This window comes from Streptomyces sp. CBMA152 (assembly GCF_014596475.1).
Classification (GTDB): Bacteria; Actinomycetota; Actinomycetes; order Streptomycetales; family Streptomycetaceae; genus Streptomyces.
Genome location: NZ_MECJ01000015.1, coordinates 337,367 through 355,035 on the forward strand (window position 1 = coordinate 337,367; position 17,669 = coordinate 355,035).

16 protein-coding genes are annotated in these 17,669 nt (G+C 71.0%); 8 read left to right on the plus strand and 8 right to left on the minus strand.

The window, feature by feature from the left end; genetic code table 11:
* Nucleotides 1-57: 57 nt before the first annotated feature.
* Nucleotides 58-930 carry a 4-hydroxy-tetrahydrodipicolinate synthase gene (gene dapA, locus BG418_RS14825; protein ID WP_188274295.1) on the minus strand — a complete coding sequence of 291 codons (873 nt, stop codon included), beginning with the start codon at nucleotides 928-930 and terminating at the stop codon, nucleotides 58-60.
* Between the two features lie 156 nt (nucleotides 931-1,086).
* Here dapA and BG418_RS14830 point away from each other — a divergent pair, with 156 nt between their 5' ends.
* Nucleotides 1,087-1,269, plus strand: a complete 183-nt coding sequence (locus BG418_RS14830; RefSeq protein ID WP_188274512.1) for a hypothetical protein — start codon at nucleotides 1,087-1,089, stop codon at nucleotides 1,267-1,269.
* The gene (locus tag BG418_RS14835) at nucleotides 1,266-1,928 is read left to right on the plus strand and encodes a hypothetical protein (RefSeq protein WP_188274296.1); all 663 of its coding nucleotides are present in this window, start codon (nucleotides 1,266-1,268) and stop codon (nucleotides 1,926-1,928) included. Before BG418_RS14830 ends, BG418_RS14835 begins: the two co-directional genes overlap by 4 nt.
* A gap of 9 nt (nucleotides 1,929-1,937) precedes the next feature.
* Here BG418_RS14835 and BG418_RS14840 read toward each other — a convergent pair whose 3' ends face one another.
* Nucleotides 1,938-3,497 (minus strand): N,N-dimethylformamidase beta subunit family domain-containing protein, encoded by a 1,560-nt coding sequence (locus BG418_RS14840; protein ID WP_188274297.1) that lies wholly within the window; start codon nucleotides 3,495-3,497, stop codon nucleotides 1,938-1,940.
* Between the two features lie 191 nt (nucleotides 3,498-3,688).
* The gene (locus tag BG418_RS14845) at nucleotides 3,689-5,527 is read right to left on the minus strand and encodes an endonuclease/exonuclease/phosphatase family protein (RefSeq protein ID WP_188274298.1); all 1,839 of its coding nucleotides are present in this window, start codon (nucleotides 5,525-5,527) and stop codon (nucleotides 3,689-3,691) included.
* A 361-nt stretch (nucleotides 5,528-5,888) separates the two neighbouring features.
* Between BG418_RS14845 and BG418_RS14850 the strand changes: the two genes are divergently transcribed.
* Complete coding sequence (locus BG418_RS14850; RefSeq protein ID WP_188274299.1) at nucleotides 5,889-7,328, plus strand: hypothetical protein; 1,440 nt, start codon at nucleotides 5,889-5,891, stop codon at nucleotides 7,326-7,328.
* A 114-nt stretch (nucleotides 7,329-7,442) separates the two neighbouring features.
* Here BG418_RS14850 and BG418_RS14855 read toward each other — a convergent pair whose 3' ends face one another.
* Nucleotides 7,443-9,554, minus strand: coding sequence for a protein kinase domain-containing protein (locus tag BG418_RS14855; protein WP_188274300.1), 2,112 nt, complete (start codon nucleotides 9,552-9,554; stop codon nucleotides 7,443-7,445).
* 188 nt (nucleotides 9,555-9,742) lie between these two features.
* The gene (locus BG418_RS14860; RefSeq protein ID WP_188274301.1) at nucleotides 9,743-11,200 is read right to left on the minus strand and encodes an MFS transporter; all 1,458 of its coding nucleotides are present in this window, start codon (nucleotides 11,198-11,200) and stop codon (nucleotides 9,743-9,745) included.
* 204 nt (nucleotides 11,201-11,404) lie between these two features.
* On the opposite strand from BG418_RS14860, the gene BG418_RS14865 reads away from it, so the two are divergent.
* Entirely contained in the window at nucleotides 11,405-11,959 is a 555-nt protein-coding gene (locus tag BG418_RS14865) for a TetR/AcrR family transcriptional regulator (protein ID WP_223184884.1), read from the plus strand.
* 12 nt (nucleotides 11,960-11,971) lie between these two features.
* Here BG418_RS14865 and BG418_RS14870 read toward each other — a convergent pair whose 3' ends face one another.
* From BG418_RS14870 to BG418_RS14880, 3 genes are all read right to left on the minus strand, one after another.
* The gene (locus tag BG418_RS14870) at nucleotides 11,972-13,192 is read right to left on the minus strand and encodes a beta-ketoacyl synthase (RefSeq protein ID WP_188274303.1); all 1,221 of its coding nucleotides are present in this window, start codon (nucleotides 13,190-13,192) and stop codon (nucleotides 11,972-11,974) included.
* 301 nt (nucleotides 13,193-13,493) lie between these two features.
* Nucleotides 13,494-14,801 (minus strand): integrase, encoded by a 1,308-nt coding sequence (locus tag BG418_RS14875; protein WP_188274304.1) that lies wholly within the window; start codon nucleotides 14,799-14,801, stop codon nucleotides 13,494-13,496.
* A gap of 424 nt (nucleotides 14,802-15,225) precedes the next feature.
* Nucleotides 15,226-15,675: a helix-turn-helix transcriptional regulator gene (locus tag BG418_RS14880; RefSeq protein WP_188274305.1), complete on the minus strand. Its 450-nt coding sequence runs from the start codon at nucleotides 15,673-15,675 to the stop codon at nucleotides 15,226-15,228.
* Nucleotides 15,676-15,837: 162 nt separating this feature from the next.
* Between BG418_RS14880 and BG418_RS14885 the strand changes: the two genes are divergently transcribed.
* From BG418_RS14885 to BG418_RS14900, 4 genes are all read left to right on the plus strand, one after another.
* Nucleotides 15,838-16,083 carry a helix-turn-helix domain-containing protein gene (locus BG418_RS14885; RefSeq protein WP_188274306.1) on the plus strand — a complete coding sequence of 82 codons (246 nt, stop codon included), beginning with the start codon at nucleotides 15,838-15,840 and terminating at the stop codon, nucleotides 16,081-16,083.
* A gap of 2 nt (nucleotides 16,084-16,085) precedes the next feature.
* Nucleotides 16,086-16,361, plus strand: a complete 276-nt coding sequence (locus tag BG418_RS14890) for a hypothetical protein (protein ID WP_188274307.1) — start codon at nucleotides 16,086-16,088, stop codon at nucleotides 16,359-16,361.
* Nucleotides 16,362-16,464: 103 nt separating this feature from the next.
* Nucleotides 16,465-17,292, plus strand: coding sequence for a BRO family protein (locus BG418_RS14895; RefSeq protein WP_223184809.1), 828 nt, complete (start codon nucleotides 16,465-16,467; stop codon nucleotides 17,290-17,292).
* 5 nt (nucleotides 17,293-17,297) lie between these two features.
* The gene (locus tag BG418_RS14900) at nucleotides 17,298-17,540 is read left to right on the plus strand and encodes a hypothetical protein (protein ID WP_223184885.1); all 243 of its coding nucleotides are present in this window, start codon (nucleotides 17,298-17,300) and stop codon (nucleotides 17,538-17,540) included.
* The last annotated feature ends 129 nt before the right edge of the window (nucleotides 17,541-17,669 follow it).

Consider the following 17,669-nt stretch of genomic DNA (forward strand, 5'->3'; position numbering starts at 1 on the left):
CTAGGGGGTTGCGCTCGGCCCACTGCGTAGTAAGAGCCAGCAGCCCTGCGGCCCTGGCTAGTCGTGGATCAGGTCGTCGTATGCCCTCTGCAACACGGCGACCTGGTCCGGGGACGCCGGTTGCAGGGGTTCCCTCACCGGGTTGCTCAGCAGCGCCTTGGTCGTCACCGTGCCCGGTAGGCCCGAGGACATCATCAGTTCCGACAGGGGGAGCGTGAGGTGGTTGAGGCGGGTCGCCTCGGCCACTTCGCCCCTGTCGTGGGCGTCCAGGGGGGCGCGCATCTGGCGGGGGGCCACGTTGGCGACCGTGCTGACGTATCCCGCGCCGCCCACCGCGTACAGCGGGAGGTTCATCTCCTCGCAGCCCGAGTAGTACGCCAGCGAGGTGCGGCCGATGACCTTGGTCGAGCCGAGCAGGTCGTACGCGCAGTCCTTGACCGCCACGATCCGCTCGTGGTCCGCGAGCCGCAGCAGCGTGTCCGTGCCGATCCGCACGCCCGCCCGGCCGGGGATGTCGTAGAGCATCACCGGCAGCCCCGTGGCGTCCGCGACCGTACGGAAGTGTGCCTCGATCGCGTCCTGCGGCGGGCGGCTGTAGTACGGGCTCACCACCAACAGGCCGTCCGCGCCCGCCTGTTCGGCCTGGCGGGCCAGCTCGACGGTGTGCCGGGTGGACGCGGTGCCGACCCCGGACAGGACGCGCACGTCGTCGCCCACCGCCTCGCGCACCGCCCGGACCAGCGCGGCCTTCTCCGCGTCCGTCGTGGTCGGCGACTCGCCGGTGGTGCCGCTCAGGACCAGGCCGTCGCAGCCCTCGGCCACCAGGCGCGCGGCATGCCGCTGGGCGCCGTCCAGGTCGAGTTCGTCGTCGGCGGTGAAGGGCGTGATCATGGCGCAAAGTGCGCGCCCGAAAGGGCGTGAGTGGGTCACTCGTGAAGTCTGGGTCGTATGAATGGTGAAGGTCTACTTAGAATTTCTTGGGGTGAATGACAAGTGGTGCTGAAGTGTTCTTGAACCGGCCTCTTCCCGGGCGCTCTTGGCCTGCGGCACGTCGTACGTCACCATGAGAGACCGGTGTGTCCGTTCATGCCCGTACCGTCGTACTCGTCGGAGGTCGTCATGAGGCTCGGCAAGGCTCTCGCCACTGGTGTCGCGGAAGAACAGCCCGACGTTTCGGTACGGGACGAGGATGCGGGACGGGCCAAGGCCGTCCTCGCGTCCGAGGAGATCCCGGCCGAGGTTCCCGTCGAGGTGACGGCGGGCCGATGAGGCTGCGGCTCCCCGAGGAACGCCCGACGGAGCCGCCCACCGGCTACAAGATCGCCCACCCGGCGCTCTCCCAGGACGGCTCCCGGGCCGCTTTCCTGGGCGTCTCGCTGGGCGCCGCGCTCCCGTACGGCGTGCTGGACGAGGCGCGCTGCGCCTACGGGCGGCGCCATCGCTCGCCCTCGCGGCTCTGCGACTGCGGCTTCCACTGTCTGCACGAGCGCTCCGAGGCGTACGCGCTGACCTGCGTGGCCGAGCACCGGGGCGCGCTGCTCCTGGAAGTCGCGGTGCTCGGGCGGTACATGAGGTTCGAGCGCGGCTCGCGGTACGCCCGTCAGCGGGTGTGCACCGCGACCGCCGGGCCGTGCCGCTGCGGGCGCCGGGCGTCCGGGCTCGCCGACGCGGGCTGGGGGCGGCCGGGGTGGCGGGTGGTGGAGCCGGTCTGCGCGGTGTGCGCCGGGCCGCGCGTGACCGTGTCCTTCGCCGACTTCGCTACGCGCGGCGGTGAGGGCTTGAAAGTGCTCGCCGCGCCAGGACCCGACGTCGGCGCTCCGCCGCCGGGCCGGACCGTGCCGGAGCTCGTCGCCGAGGCGGCGCTGCTCCAGGCCCGACTGGACTGGTTCCAGAGCGAGTTGGCGCGCCTGGGTGAGAAGGACGGCTGATCCTCGCGGTTACCAGAGGTTGTGGTGGGACCAGGTCGGGTCGCCCGCGTACGGGTGGAAGGAGTCCAGGTTGTCCTTGGCCGGGTGCGCCCGCCCGGCCGGTCCGGCCGCGAACGCCCGCAGCAGGTTCTCCGTGACCTTCGACGTGAACGCGGCCGTACGGGAGTCGATGCCGTGCCCGCCCTCGCCGATCGTCGACTGGACCCAGCGCATGGTGCCGGTGTTGAAGACGCCCGCGCCCGACTTCACCGTGTAGTAGGCCGAGTTGGCGTACGAGTGCACGCCCCGGCAGGTCAGCGGCGAGTGCGAGATCACCTCTATGGGGCGGGGCGTGGTCTCGTCGCCGTTGGCGCGGTCGTACTCGGTGCCGACCAGGCCAGGGAACTTGGCGCCCTGCTTCACTCCCGTTCCGGCGAAGAGCCAGTGGGCGGGGGAGGTGACCACATAGTCGGCGGTGGTCGGGTTGGACTCGTAGAGCGTGCCGGTGAGGGAGTTCTCCGGCTGGGCGTGCGGGGGTTCGCGGAAGTTGGTGGTCGGCGGTTCGCCCTCGCCCCGGCCCGGGTCCTTGGGCCAGTCGTTCTTGTAGCAGACGATGAGCCGCTGCTCGCCGAGCGCCGTCTTCTCCAGACGGATCCGGCGGAAGCACGCGTTGGCGCCCAGGAACGCGATATTGGTGCCCGCGTCACGGACGGCGGTGACCCGGTCGCGCATGGCCTGCGTCCAGTACTCGTCGTGGCCGAGCGAGATCACCGCCGTGGCACCCGCCAGGATCCTGGGATCGCGCTCGATGTCCATGTTGGTGACGTACGCGGGCTCCAGGCCGAGCCGCTCGGCGAGCGCCACGACCGGCTGCTCGTACGTGAGGAACAGGCCGTCGCCGTCGCGGTCGTACGGGCGGTCGCAGCTGACCGCGCGCGAGCGGTCGCCGTCGTCGTCGCTCGGGCCGTTGTAGAGGCTGTAGCCGCCCCACTCGTTGTACGCCTGCCAGGTCGCCACCGCGTTCACCAGCACCACCCGGCCCTTGGTGGTGGCGGAGCGCACGGTGACCGGGACATAGCGCTGGCCGCCGGTCGACGCCGTCAGCTTGATCAGATACGCGCCCTCCGGCCAGTCCCTGGTGGGGACTTCGGCGGTCGGGGACCAGGGCGCGGTGACGGTGTTGGTGTGCTCGGCCACCTTCGCGGCGGGCTGGCGGACGCCCTTGAGGGTGCCCGACTCCCACACCTTGCGGGCCAGCGCGCCCCCGTACCAGCCCATCCGGAACGCCTCGGCCCGGAACGTCGGGGCGGTGGTGTGCACATGGAGGCGGAACGCCTCGCCCCGCGCGACGCCGGTGCGGTCCGCGAACCCCTCGATCTCGTTCTTGGCGCCGCGCCCCTTGAGCCGCCATCCGGCATCGCCCGGGCGGTCGTTCTCCTTGGCCGGGCCCTCGGTGCCCGGTGACGCGCCGGGGTCCTTGCGGGTGCCGGTCGCGGGCCCGCCGTCGGACGAGCAGCCCGCGGCCCCGGCCGCCGCGACGGCGCCCGCCGCCCCGAGAAAGATCCTGCGACTGAAGGCCGCGCGGTCCATGACGTACTCCGCTCCCCTGAACAGCTGCGTCCGGGGACTTCCGCCGGACCGGTCCAGTGTGCGGGATCATGGCCGGAAATTGTCGGATGACATGATCTATGGACTTGACCTCAAGCGAGCTTGAGGTCGGTGCGCCCCGGCCGCCTGAGCGCTCCGCGCCCCTGAAAGGGGCGCGGAGCCGCATCCTTGGCCTACGGGCGGAAGCGGATGATCTGCGGGTCGTGGTCGCTGGTCTGGTCGGCGAACTCCGCGTTGATGTGCACGCTGTCGTAGGCGAAGTTCCGGATGGCGGGGCTGGTCAGGATCTGGTCCAGGACCTGGGTGTTGCCCTGGTAGACGTAGGAGTAACGCTCCTTCTTCGGCAGCGAGCGGAACGCGGTGCGCAGCGCGCCGCCGTTCTCCAGGGCCTTGGTCGTGCCCGAGAAGTCGAAGTCGTTGATGTCGCCGATCGCGAGCACGCGCGCGTGCTTGTCGACCGCGAGCAGCTGCTTGACGAAGCCGTTCACGGCCTGCGCCTGGAGCAGCCGCTTGTCCTCCGAGGAGCGCGGCACCGGCTGGTGCTGCGAGAGAAGCGACTCGTCGCCGCCCTTGGACGCGAAGTGGTTGGCGATGACGAAGACCGTACGGCCCTTGAAGACGAACTCGCCCGCGAGCGGCTTGCGGCTGTCCACCCACGCCGGGTTGGCCGGGTCGATGCGGCCGGGGGAGAGGGTGAGGGCCGGGTGGCCCTTGGCGCCGGTGACGCCGACGGCGGTCTTGTAGTCGCCGCCGGGCCGGTCCGTGAACGACACGCGCGCGGGGTTGAAGAGGAACACCTGGCGGATGTTGCCGCCGGGCTCGCCGCCGTCCTTGTCGTTCTCGGGGCTGATCGAGCGCCACTGGTAGGCCGGGCCGCCCTTCGCGGCGATCGCGTCCGTGAACTTCTTGATCGTGTCGGACGCGTCGACCGTGCCGTCGTTCTTCGCCCCGCTGTTGTCCTGGATCTCCTCCAGGGCCACGATGTCGGGCGAGGCGAGGTGGGTGACGATGCCGTCGGCGAGCGCGTCGAACTTCGTCTGCGGGTCGGTCGGGTGCAGGTTCTCCACGTTGTACGTGGCGACCGCCAGCTCGCCGGTGCGCTGCTTGCGGGTGCTCTCGCGCTTGAGGCCGTTGTCCTTGACCGTGCCCAGCGTGCGGGCGGCGATCGTGTACCCGCCGAACTGGTTGAAGTCCAGGGGGCCTTCGGTGGTGCCGGTCAGGGTGTCGCCGACGTTCGCCTTGGGGAACGGCTGCTGGGCCGTCGGGATCAGGCTCTGGATCTGGAGGCGTCCGGTGTTCTGGGCGTCGTACGACGAGTAGAGCGTGCCGCCCCGCTTGGTCTTGTTCTCGTTGGGCTTCACCGTCGCCCAGAGCTCGTTGTACTGGTCGGTGCGGCCGACCACGCGCGAGGTGCCGATGCGGACGTTCATGCCCTCCAGGGACTCGTAGTAGTCCGTGGCGTACTTCCTGGGCTGGAGGGTGAGGCCGTTGACGCTGTTGCCCGCGGCCGGGTCGCCCGCCGGGGTGTAGCGGCCGGGCACGGAACGGGCCGTGATGACCACCGGCGCGGGCACCGCGTTGCCGGACGAGACGACGGTCACGGTCGGCTTGGATATCTGGGTCAGCGACTGGTTGCCCGAGGACAGGCCGCCCGGGACGTACTCGGTGACCGTGCCGGCGACCTTCACCGCGTCGCCGACCGCCACGGTCGGGGCCGAGCCCGTGAAGACGAAGATGCCCTCGCTGGTGGCCGGGTTGTCGTCCGGAGCGGTGTCCTGGAACCAGAAGCCCTTCGACGAGCCGTACGTCCGGACGCCCGTGACGACGCCCGGGACCTCGGTGACCTGCTGTCCCGCCAGCGGCGAGGTGCGGGTGGTGCCCTGGATGTCGTGGATGCGGGCCGTGACGGGGGCGGCCGGGCCGGCGGCGGCCGACGAGGTGCCGGTGAGCAGACCGGCGCCCAGCGCGGCGGCGACGACGGCGGAGACGGCGGCGGTTCTCGGAACGGGCATCAAGGAACTCCGAAGGGATGAGGGAGGACGGGTGTCGTGCCGCGCCCGTGCGGTGGCGCGTCGTAGTTCCACATGAAGCTCGGGATGCAGCTCGCTGTGTAGTTCTACGCGCGTCAATCTCTTGGCTGGGCGGGGCAGTTGTCAAGGGTCGCCGGGTGGCCGGAACCCGACGGGAAGATGAACCGGCGGCCCCGGGGTGCCGGGTGCCCGCCGCGGTTTTCGTACGCAACCGGTCGCGCCCCCGGCCGGAACCCGTCGCCGGGCCGAACGGGGGCGTGGCCGGGCGCGGCGATACCCGGTGAAATGCGTCTACGCTGGGTGCCTCTCGATCCAGACCGCTTCGCCGAGGAGTACCCCACAGATGTCCGGAGACCGCCCGACCCTGCCGCCGGTGCGGCTGCACTCCGAGGCCGAACTCGCGCGCGACGCGCTCGCCGCCCCGCTGCTCGCCCGCGCGGTCCGGCTCGCCCGCTGGGCCGGGCCGGACACCCGGGTCGGGGCCGGGGGCGAGCTCGTCGAGGAGCAACTGCCCGCCGCTGCCGCCGAACTGGGCCTGCCGGCCGACGAGGACGGCTGGGCGGACGCGAGCGAGGCCTGGCGGGTCGCTGTCGACGCCTCGCTGGTCGACGTGGAGGACGCCGAGGACGAGGACGGCGAGGGCAGCGCCACCCAGGGCGAGGCGCTGGCCCTGCTCACCTCCGGCTCCCCGCAGGATGTCCTGACCACCTGGCTGGACGCGTTCGACGCGGTCTTCGCGGACGCGACCGCCCCCGTGCTCGACGACTTCGCCGATCTGATCGGCGACGACGGCGAGGTCGACTTCGACCGGCTCGAATGGGACCCCCAGGCCGAGACGGACTTCCTGGAGGGCGTCCTCGGAAACCTCTATCTGCTCACCGTGACCGAGGGTGGCGCGGGCGACGGCCCGGTGCCGCTGCCCGCGCTCGCCGCGTCGATGATCGTCCCCGACGACATGGGCGAGCCCACCGACGACATCCTGGAGCAGGTCTCGGACGCGATGATGCGCCTCGACGACCAGTTCCGGCTCCTGGAACCGATCGGCCTGGTCGAGTACCGGCCGGTCGACGAGGCGCTGATGGCCGAGGAGGGCGAGGAGCCCGCCCCGCCCGTCGACGACGAGGACGTCGCCCGGTACGGCATGGTCCGCCTCACCCCGCTGGGTCTCTACGGCGTACGGGCCCGGATGCTGGAGGCGGGCGTGGAGGCGCCGGCCGTCGGCGACCTCGCGGACAAGGGCGCGGACGTGCTGCTCGACGGCATCGCGTACTACCCGGAGGCGGCCGCCCGCGCGGAGACCGAGCAGTGGCTGGCCCGGCATGAACTGCCCTCCGCTGTACGTGAGTTGCTGGCGGCGGCGCGTGGCTCGGACGAGCGCGGACCGCTGCGCCGGCTGCACTGCCAGCAGGCGCTCGCCCTGACCGGCCCCGAGGCCGAGCCCGCGCTGCGCGAGGTCCTGGACGACGCGGAGCTGGGCGGCCTCGCCCGGGTCTGGCTCGCCGAGCGCGGCGCGGCGGACGTTCCGGCGCCGCCAGAGGCCATGGTGTTCTGGCTCGCCGTGGACACGATCGCCGCGCAGCTGGCGGTGGACGGGGATCTGGAGGAGCTCCAGGGCCTGGTGGAGGGGCTCGTCGGCCAGCACAGCGGCTTCTTCGACGCGGCCTGGCGGGTCGACCACCCCGCTACGGCGGACGTCCTGGAGGCGATGGGGCGGCTGCATCCGGAGAAGAAGGTGGCGAAGGAAGCGCGTAAAGCGGCGTTTAAGGCCCGGTCGCGGGCGTAGCGCTTTAGGTGCGGTGCCCGGGCTTTGGCTGCGGGCCGGTGGGGGCTGGTCGCGCCGTTCCCCGCGCCCCTTGAAAGGGCCCTTCGGGCCCTCCTGGGGGTGCGGGTACAGCGTTTAGCTCGGCGCGCTGAACGTTGTCAGGGTGGTGCCTGCGTAGATGTGCACCAAGCCGTCCCCCGCCGTGCCGTACACCTCGCCGTGGCCCTCGAACGGTGTCGCCCAGACCAGCTTTCCCGTTGCCGGGTCCAGGGCGTGCAGGGCGGGTTGGCCGGTGCCGGGCTCGGGGCCTGTGGCGTACAGGTGGCCGTTCGCCAGTAGGGGTGGGGTGCTGCCCGGCGTCGTGATCCGGGCTACGTCCGTACGCAGCCAGCGCGTTCTTCCGGTGGTCGCGTCCAGGGCGCACAACTCCGTGGGCGAACCGGCGTGTACGAGTTCGCCGGTGGCCGTCGGCGTCACCGAGACGGAAGCGGTGACGCCTCGGGACCACAGCGTGGTGCGGGTCGTCAGGTCGACGGCGCTGACCGCCTCGCCCGCCGCGAAGTAGCCGGTGCCGACGGCCCCGGGGTGGGCGTCGGGCCGGAGTGCGCCGCCCTCGATCGTCGTCTCCTGGTGGCCGTCGGAGGCCCGCAGCACATACAGCGGGTCCGACGGGGAGTGGGTGGAGGCGGCGATCGCGAACCGTCCGCCCGCGTGCCGCAGTGCCGTCACCCCCGCCGCCGTGCCCTCGTGGGACCAGAGCGGGGCGCCGGTCAGCAGGTCGTAGCCGTACGCGCGCCACGAGCGCCCCTCCGTACCGTACGACTCGTACGTGACCAGGCACGCGACCTTGTCGCCGAGCGCCAACAGGCCGGAGGAGCCGTCCAGTTCGGCGACCGGGCCACGGGTCTCCCAGCGGATGTCGCCCGTGGTCGCGTCGAGCGCGGCCAGGGTCGGGGCGCCGTGCTGGTCCGCGCGCACGATGTGGACGAGGTCCTTGTCGTGCGGCACGACCTGGGTGACGCCGTGCGCGTCGCGCTGCCAGCGGACCGCGCCGGTCGCCGGGTCGAGCCGGGTCAGCTTCGTGGTGTCGTGGACGTAGAGCGCGTCGCCGTGGCGCAGCAGCGAGCCGCCGTGCTGGAGGTCGCCGACCTCGCGGGTCCATACGGTGCGTCCGCGCGGCCAGGACGTGGTCTTCGTGTCCGTGGCCGTCCCTGACGCGTTGCCGCCGCCCTCCAGCGCTACTGCCGTCGAGATCCCGGTGGCGGCGACGGCGCCGGACGCCGACCAGAGCAGGAAGCGGCGGCGGGTGGTCGGCGGGGTGGCGGCGGCTGTGTCCGGGACGGCGGCCGGTGCCTCGGGGGTCGGGACCGGTTCCTCGGGAACGGGTGCCGCCGCGACCAGTTCGGCCGTGGCCTCCTCGTGCTGGCGTATCAGGCCGGTGACCGGCTCCCGCTCCCACCAGGGCTCGGGCGTGCCGCGCGCGGCGCACCAGGCCAGGGCCTCGGCCACGGTGGGCCGCTCGGCCGGGTCGCGGGCGAGGCAGCGCCCGAGGAACTCGCGCCAGTCGGTGCCCGGCACCCCGTCGAGGTCGGGCTCGTCGTGCAGGGTGCGGTGGAGGACCTTGGGGGCGCTGCCCGCGCCGAACGGGTTGCGGCCGGTGGCGCAGAGCGCGAGCAGCCCGCCGAGCGCGAACACATCGGCGGCCGGGCCGTTTTCGGCGTCGCCGGTCAACTGCTCGGGCGCGATGAACCCGGGCGAGCCGACCGTCGAGTCGTCCCCGGAACCGCTGATCCCCTTGGCGATCCCCAAGTTGATGACCTTCGGCCCGTCCCGGGTCACGATCACATTGGCGGGCTTGAGGTCGCGGTGGACGAGGCCGACCGCGTGCACGGCCGTCAGCGCCTGCGCCAACAGGGCGCCCAGTGCGGCGAGTTGACCCTCGTCGAGCGGCCCGAGCGCGGAGACCGCCTCGGAGAGGGAGGGGCCCGCGCAGTACGCGGTGGCCAGCCACGGCGGCTCGGCGTCCGGGTCGGCCGCGAGCACCCCGGCGGTGTACGGCCCGTCGACGGCCCGGGCCGCGACCACCTCGCGGCGCAGCCGCTCGCGGAAGCGGGGGTCGGCCGCGAGCCGCGTGTGCACGGTCCTCAGCGCGACGAGCCGCCCCGACCCGGCCCGGGCGAGATGCACCTGCCCCGCACCGCCCTCGCCGAGCAGCGCGACGAGCCGGTACCCGCCGATCTCCCGCACCGCACCTCCTGGTCCATCCCTCAAGTCCCACAGTCGTCAGGATGTGCGACGCCGGGGGCGCGCCGGTCGGTTGCGGGGACGAAGATACCGGGGTGTGAGATGCGTCCCGATGGGCGGGGTGATCAGCGCGAGGTCCGCCCCCGGAGAAGGCGGGCCATCCGGAATGAGCTGGACCCGGTCCGCGCGGCTCAGTGCGCCGTCCGCCCCTTGCTCTTGATCACCACCGCCGCGACCACCACCGCGCTCAGTGCGATCAGCGCGCCCACCCCGAACGCACTCGTCGCGCTCAGCGTGATCACCTCGGCCGGGGTCCCGGACGAGCCCCGGGTGGCCGTGCCCGCCACCGTCACCAGGACGGAGAGCCCGAGCGTCCCGCCGAGCCACTGGAGCGTCTGGAGCAGTCCGGACGCGGCCCCGGCGTCGGCGGCCCCCACCCCGGTCAGGATCGTCGCGTTGAGTGGCATGAAGCTGAGCCCGACGCCCACACCGAGCACCGCCATCGGCCCGAGCACCCCGGACACGTAGTCCCCGTCGGCGCGCAGCCGCGTCAGCCAGAAGCCCGCGACGACCATCAGCGACATCCCGGTCACCAGCACCGGCTTCGCCCCGTACCGCTGGAGCAGCTTCGGTACGAACCGGAGCACCGTGAACATCGCGACGGTCAGCGGCAGGAACGCGAAGCCCGCGCGCAGCGGCCCGTATCCGAGCACGTGCTGCACGTACTGCGTCAGGAAGAAGAACGCCCCGAACATCCCGGCCGGCAGCAGCAGGATGTCGATGTACGCGCCCGCCCGGTTGCGGTCCTTGAACAGCCGCAGCGGTGCGATGGGCTGGGCGGCCCGTGACTCGACGTACACGAACGCGGCGAGCAGCACACCGGCCAGCGCGAACGAGAGCTCGGCGACGCCGTTGTTCCAGCCGCGCTCCGCGACCCGCACGAAGGCGTACACGAGGGCCGTCATTCCGGCGGTCCCGGTCAGCGCGCCCGCCGCGTCGAAGTGTCCGCGTCGGCGCGGTGTCTCGCGTACGTACCGGGGCAGCGCCAGCGCGACGGCGACGCCGATCGGCACGTTGATCAGCAGCGCCCAGCGCCAGGACGCCCACGCGGTGAGCGCGCCGCCGAGGACGAGGCCCAGCGACGCGCCTATGGAGGCGACCGAGGTGTAGATCGACAGGGCGTGGTTGCGGCGCGGCCCCTCCTCGAAGTTGGTGGTGATCAGCGCGAGCGTGCTGGGCGCGGTGAGCGCCGAGCCGACGCCCTGGAGCGCGCGGGCGGCGAGCAGCCAGCCGCCGCCGTCGGCCAGTCCGCCGAGCAGGGAGGCGAGCGCGAACACGCTGACGCCGATGGTGAGCGTGCGGCGGCGGCCCGCGATGTCGCCGATCCGGCCGCCGAGCAGCAGAAGACCGCCGAAGGCGAGGGTGTACGCGTTGAGCACCCAGGAGAGCGAGGTGGTGCTGAAGTGCAGGTCGTGCTGGATGTCGGGCAGGGCGACGTTGACGACGGTGGAGTCGACGCCGACCATCAGGTACGCCGTGACGATGACGGCCAGGACGGCACCGGGGCGCTGGGTCCGTGCCGTGTCGGCCGGGGGCTGCTGGGTCGCGCCCGAGGGTGCGACGGTCTGGGCGGAACGCGCGGACGGCATGGTCAACTCCCGTACTGGAAGCCCCCGGTATGAGGGCAGCGCGAAGCGGCACCTCAAGCGGGGACTGTCTCCGTTTGATGTCAGGTAAGATACGGAGACAGTCCCCGGTTCGCAAGGAGGAACCAGATGACGCAGGCGGGAGCGGGTGGCACGAAGGCTTCGGCGGGTGGCGTGACGGCGGTCGGTGCGGCGGCGGTCAAGCCGATGCGGGCCGATGCCCGGCGCAACTACGAGCGCATCCTCAAGGAGGCGGCGGTCGCCTTCGCGGAACACGGCGAGCAGGCGTCCCTGGACGACATCGCCAAGCGTGCGGGCGTCGGATCCGGCACGCTCTACCGGCACTTCCCGACCCGCCAGGCCCTTCTTGAGGGCGTGTACGTCGAGAGCATCGACGAAATCTCCGCCCGGGCCGACGAGTTGAGGGCCGAGCTGCCTCCCGGTGAGGCGCTGACCGCCTGGCTGACCGAGCTTGCCGACCAGATGATGCGCATCCGCGGGCTCAAGGCGCTGCTCGGTGCGGCCGTCACCGACGGCAGCTCGCCGGTCCTGTCCGCGTGCAGCGAATCCCTGAAGGGCGCCGCCGACCGGCTGCTCGCCGCCGCCCAGGACGCGGGTGCGGTCCGCCGCGACCTCAAGCGCACCGAACTCCTGCGCCTGACCCACGCCCTCGCCACCGCCGCCGAGCTCTCCCGGGGCGGGCCCGAGGACGTGGGCCGCTATCTGACGCTGCTCATCGAGGGGATCGGCACCTCCGCCTGACCCCGGCCGGGCTCAGGTCGTCCGCTTGAGCACCAGGCTGACGTTGTGGCCGCCGAAACCGAAGGAGTTGGCGAGGGCCGCGTCCCACTGGCCCGTACGGTTGGTGCCCGCGACCACATCGAGCGTGACCGCCGGGTCCAGGCGGTCGAGGTTGCGGGTGGCCGGGACGGTGCCCTCGTGCAGGGCGAGCAGGGCCGCCATCGCGCCCACCGCGCCGGACGCGCCGAGCATATGGCCGGTCATCGACTTCGTCGCGGTGACGACCGGATGCGTGCCGATCGCCTGGGCCACCGCCTCCGCCTCGGCCAGGTCGCCCGGCGGCGTCGAGGTGGCGTGGGCGTGCACCACGCCGATGTCGGACGGGCTCAACCGGGCGTCCCGCAGCGCCGTCTCGATCGCCCGGACCTGCCCGGACACGTCGGACGCGGTGATGTGGTCGGCGCTGGAGGTCACGCCCGCCCCCGCCACGGCCCCGTACGCCCGCGCCCGCCGCGCCCGCGCGAACTCCGCCCGCTCCAGGACCAGCACGCCCGCGCCCTCGCCCATCACGAACCCGCTGCGGTCCACGTCGAACGGCCGGGACACCGACTCCGGGTCGTCCCCCTGTGTCGACACCGCCTTCATCTGCGCGAACGCGGCGAGCGTGAACGGGTGCAGGCAGGCTTCCGTGCCGCCCGCGACCACCACATCGGCCCGGCCCGCACGGATCAGGTCGAGCCCCATCGCGATCGCCTCGGCCCCGGACGCACAGGCGCTCACGGGGGTGCGCGCGCCGCCCTTCGCGCCGAGGTCGATGGAGACCCAGGCCGCCGGCCCGTTGGGCATCAGCATCGGCACGGCGTACGGGGAGAGCCTGCGGGCGCCGCCCTTCTCGTACGTGTCGTCCTGGCCCAGCGTGGTCAGTACGCCGCCGGTGCCGGTGCCGATCACCACGGCGAGCCGCTCGGGCTCCACCTCGGGGGCGCCCGCGTCCCGCCAGGCCTCACGGGAGCTGATCAGGGCGAGTTGTTCACATCGATCAAGGCGGCGGGCCTCGACCCGGTCGAGCAGCGAGGCCGGGTCGACGGACAGTGCCGCTCCGACCCGGACCGGCAGCCGCTCCGCCCACTCCTCGGCGAGCAGGGACACCCCGGACGTGCCACTGAGCAGCCCCGACCAGGTGGACGCGGTGTCGGTGCCGAGGGGGGTGATCGCGCCGAGCCCGGTCACCAGTACGTCTTCAAGATCGCTCATGCCCCGAGCCTGCCAGGCGGAGGCGGATGCGGGGGATGGTCCAAGGGGATCGATTTGTCCGGTGGGTGTTGTGGGGTTTCCACAGGTGTGGTCGCCCCGGGGTGGGTGAGGCGGGCCCGGCCGTCAGCTGCGGGGCCCACCACCCGTCAGAGCGCCTCGGCCGACGGCTTCACCATCCCCCGTACCGTCCGGGACTTCACGAAGTTCCCCAGCGCCGTCATCTCCCACTCGCCGGAGAACTGCTTGATCAACTTGGCCATCATCGGACAGGTCGCGATTCATGGCCTCTGAGCTGCACAGATTAGGCGTCTACTTGGTCAACTGGGAGAGGAGTGGGAAACGGGGGCATCCACAGGCCCCCCGCAGCACGATGGAAGGAGTCCCACCGCTCTTGCTGCGCCTCAACGATATCCTGCTCCATCTTGATGGTCAGGTTGCCGTACAACCCCCGCACGCCCGCAATCTCGTGCCCCATCCGCGTCTCGATCGCGGTCTCCGAATGCCCGTCCTCCTCAAGGCACTCCTTCATCCAGTGCCGCAGACGGTAGATCGGCTCCTCGGTGGCCGAGAACTCCTGGACGGCAGGAATCGCCGGACGCAGGAAGTCCTGGCGCGCATCACGTTCGGGGGAGCCGTCACGGATCGGACACCAGTAGTCGCGGTTGAAGCAAGCCGACAGCAGCGGGCCGCCGTTCATGGCCGGGAACGTCCATGGCGAGGCATGCGAGGCGGCCAGCGCGACATGCATCTCCTGTAGGAACGGGGCCCGGACCAGGGTGCGGTACGAGTCGTACTTGGGGCTGGTCAGCGTCGGCTTCCCGTCCACCCACTGGTGCTGGTACTGCACCCGGGTGGCGGGCATCTTCGTGTAACGCTCCAGCGACTCCGCACGTAGCTCCGGATCGGGCTCGCATTCGGGCCACGCTGGGCTGCCGTAGCACTTCTGCAGTCCGTACATTTCGCCGGGCCGCTGGGCCTGGAAGGCCGCATCCCAGATGTACACCCAGCCGGTGTACCCCCACACCGTGTACGCGTTCACGGCCAGCTGGTAGACGGGGCCCATCGCGAGCGGCCGCTTCTTCTTGCGCGCCTTCTTCACGTACTTGCCGCGGCGCGGGGTGGCCTGCGGGACGGGTGACTCGGTGCGGTATTTGTAGCGCACGACAGCGTCACCCATGATCATGCCGAAGATCATGAGGATGTCATCGACGTAGGTTTTGACGAGCTCGCCCCGCGCGACCCGCTGATTGAGGGCCTTCTTCCAGGCGTCGTACTCGGGGGTGGTGATGTCACCGACGCGGCGTCTACCCCACTGCTTATCAACGTGGCACTTGATCATCGACTTGTAGCGCTTGATGGACCCGGGCCGCAGGTCCTGCGCTTCCAGCCAGATCGGCAGCGTGTAGTCCTTCATCAGGATGTCGCCGCGGCCCTTCGGGACGTGCTTGTCGTGGCGGACCTCGTACTCCCGGTCCAGACCGTAGTCGTATGCGGTGTCGTAGTCGTCGAAGCCCGACTCGCTCTCGTACTTCTTCTTCCCGTTGTCCAGGTACTCGCCGGCCCACCACTTGACCCGGAACTTGTTGCCGCGCTGTTCGACGTATGGCATGCGGACCCCCTCGCTGCGGCTGGTGAGCGGTGACCGGCTGGCACCCCTACCGCCGGTCCTCCGCTGCGGCTACGCCTCGTCGCTGCGCTGGCCGATGATGCAGCCTTTGCAGCTGGCGCAGTCGCCTCCTTGACGCCGGATCAGGCCACGAACGACGGTTCTAGCATCGCGCTCGTGCTGGACTCTTGGCGTCGCTATGCACACGATTTTCCCACCGATCTTGGCTCGGAGTCCGAAGAACTGCGAACCCAGGTCGACCAGGAGCATTTCGTGCATGGCTCCCCCTTTCGGGATCGAGGGGAACCTCCCAAGTGGTGGTTGATGGTTGCACGTTGACGGCTTGTTGTGGCTGGTTTCGACCCATGCGCTTATCGAACGCCACGTAACAAATCGGTAAACCCGAAAGGTTGTACCGCAGAGCCGGTCAATTCGTGTCGGTGATGCCAGGGTTTGCGGCCCGGCGTCGCTTCCACTCCTCCAGGGCTGCCTCGGTCAGCTTCCTGATGTCGGCCGTCGTCGTGTCGTCGGACACGGCGATGACTGCGGACCGCAGCGACTCGACGAAGTCCTCCTCCAGGGTCGCCTCGTCGATCTCCGCGTAGACGGCTCCTGCGACGGGGGAAGGGGCGACGGGCATTGCCGAGGCGCCGTCGAGGATGTCGCGGCAGGAGCCGTCGGCCCACTGGAGTACCGGCTCGACCTTGCCGTAAGTGACGTCGCGCACGGACTCGCCGCGTTCGATCTTTCCGTAGGTCGTGATGGTGACGTCGGCTGCGCGGGCTACGTCGATCTTGGACATCTTCAGCTGGACCCTGCGCTGCCTTACGGCGGCGGCGAGTCGTTGAAGTGCGGCTTCGTCGTGTGGGGAGCCCATGTCCACATCATCGCAGGACCTGCCAGGAACAGCCAGGAACACCTAGAACTTGGCCAATCCTTAGCGGCTCACCGGCCTGGCAGGTGCTAGCAACTGCGAGAAATTACAAGTTACTGTCGCGTACTGCTAGAAATGGCTACTAGAAACAGCTAGGTTCTCTCCATGGAACCACCCCCAGCCACCTTCCAGGTGAACGGGGCTGCACTCCGCGAGGACCGCATGCGCCAAGGACTCGGCATCAAGGAGACCGCCGAAGCAGCAGGCATCAGCCGCAGCTATCTCCAGCGGCTGGAAACCAGCACTCGGCAGCGCATGAGACCCGCGCCTTACGTCCGGCTCCGCACGGCACTCAACTCCACCGACGAACGGCTCCTCGCCCCACCGGCCGAGCCCCCCGAAACGAGGTGAACATGCCCACCGCCCAGAACCCGCCCGCCGACACCGACGAGCACGACGACTTCATGAAGGTCGCCGCGGCCGCCAAGGACATCGGTTGCGGCGAGCGATGGCTCCGAGACGGCATCAACCACGGCGGCTTCCCGCACGACCGCTACGGCAAGTCGATCTGGCTCAGCCGCCAGCAGCGCGCCGAGATCCGCAGGATGCACCGGCAGACCGCCCAGTGGAGGCGTCCCGCGCGACGGCCCCGCAAGCCGGCGTCGACGCCGGCCCGTTCCGCCGCTTAGCGGCTATGCGGCCCCAACCGCCGGCCCTACACCGGCAGCCGGGGCCACTGCGGCCGATGGCCGCGCAGATCCACCCGCATCCCTGAGAGAACAGGAGTGGACCATGACCATGGTCCCATCCCCGAGCACCCCTTTGGTGTTCACGTTCCCGGAGACCGCGCAGCATGTGCGGTCCGTGATGATCGACGGCGAGCCGTGGTTCGTCGGTAAGGACGCCTGCGATGTCGTGGGCATCAGCAAGTACCGCGACGCGCTCATTCAGCTCGACGGAGACGAGAGGGCGTCCATGGCCGTGGACACCCCTGGCGGTCCACAGCAGATGGTCGTGGTCTCCGAGCCGGGCGTGTACGCACTCATGCTGATCTCCCGGTCGCCGCGCGTGAAGTCGTTCCGCCGCTGGATCACCCACGAGGTCATCCCCTCCATCCGCCGCACGGGCTCGTACTCGCTGGAGCCAGTCGCCCCTGCTCTTCCGCAGGACTACGAGGAGGCGCTGGTCGCGCTTCTCGGCAAGGTCCGGGAGACGAAGGCGCTGGAGTCCTGGGTTGCTGAGCTGGAGCCGGCGGCGACCTCGTGGAACACGCTGGCTGCTGCCGAGGGTGATTTCTCGGTGGCGGATGCGGCGAAGATCCTGGCCCGCGATCCGTCGATCAAGTTGGGTCGGGACCGGCTGTTCACGCTGCTCGCCGACTTGAAGTGGACGTACCGGCAGCTCGCTGACAATCGCACGCGGGCGTTCCAGTCGGCGATTGAGGCGGGGCGGTTGTCGGAGTTGCCGTCGTCGCACTACCACCCGCGCACGGGCGAACTGGTGCTGGATGCGCCGCAGGTGCGGGTGACGGTGAAGGGCTTGCACGAGCTGCACAAGCGGCTCGGCGGTACGGCCCCGGTGCAGGTCCCGGCGGTTCCCGTGCAGGGAGGCGCGTCGTGATCGCGATGGCGTTGACGTCGAGGCCGGTGTCGAAGCCGGACCGGATCGCAGACCGCATTTTCGACGGGCTGCCCGTGCGGGTGCAGCGGGCGGTGGCGTTCACTGCGGCTGCCGAGCGTGCGCTGTACGGGCTGGAGCCGGTACGTGGCGCCACTCGTGAGGTCGCGCTGTCTGGTCTGGCCCGCGCGAACAAGACCCTCGCCGCCTACAACCCGGGGCTGCGCGTCCGGTTGGACGGTGTGCGATGACCTGTGACTGCGGTACGGACAACCCGCGCATCCACCTTCCCGGCTGTATTCGCTACTCGCTGCCGGTCGACAGCGACGTGGCGGCGCAGGTGGCGGCTGAGGACGGCTTCCCGGTGGGGGCGCGACAGA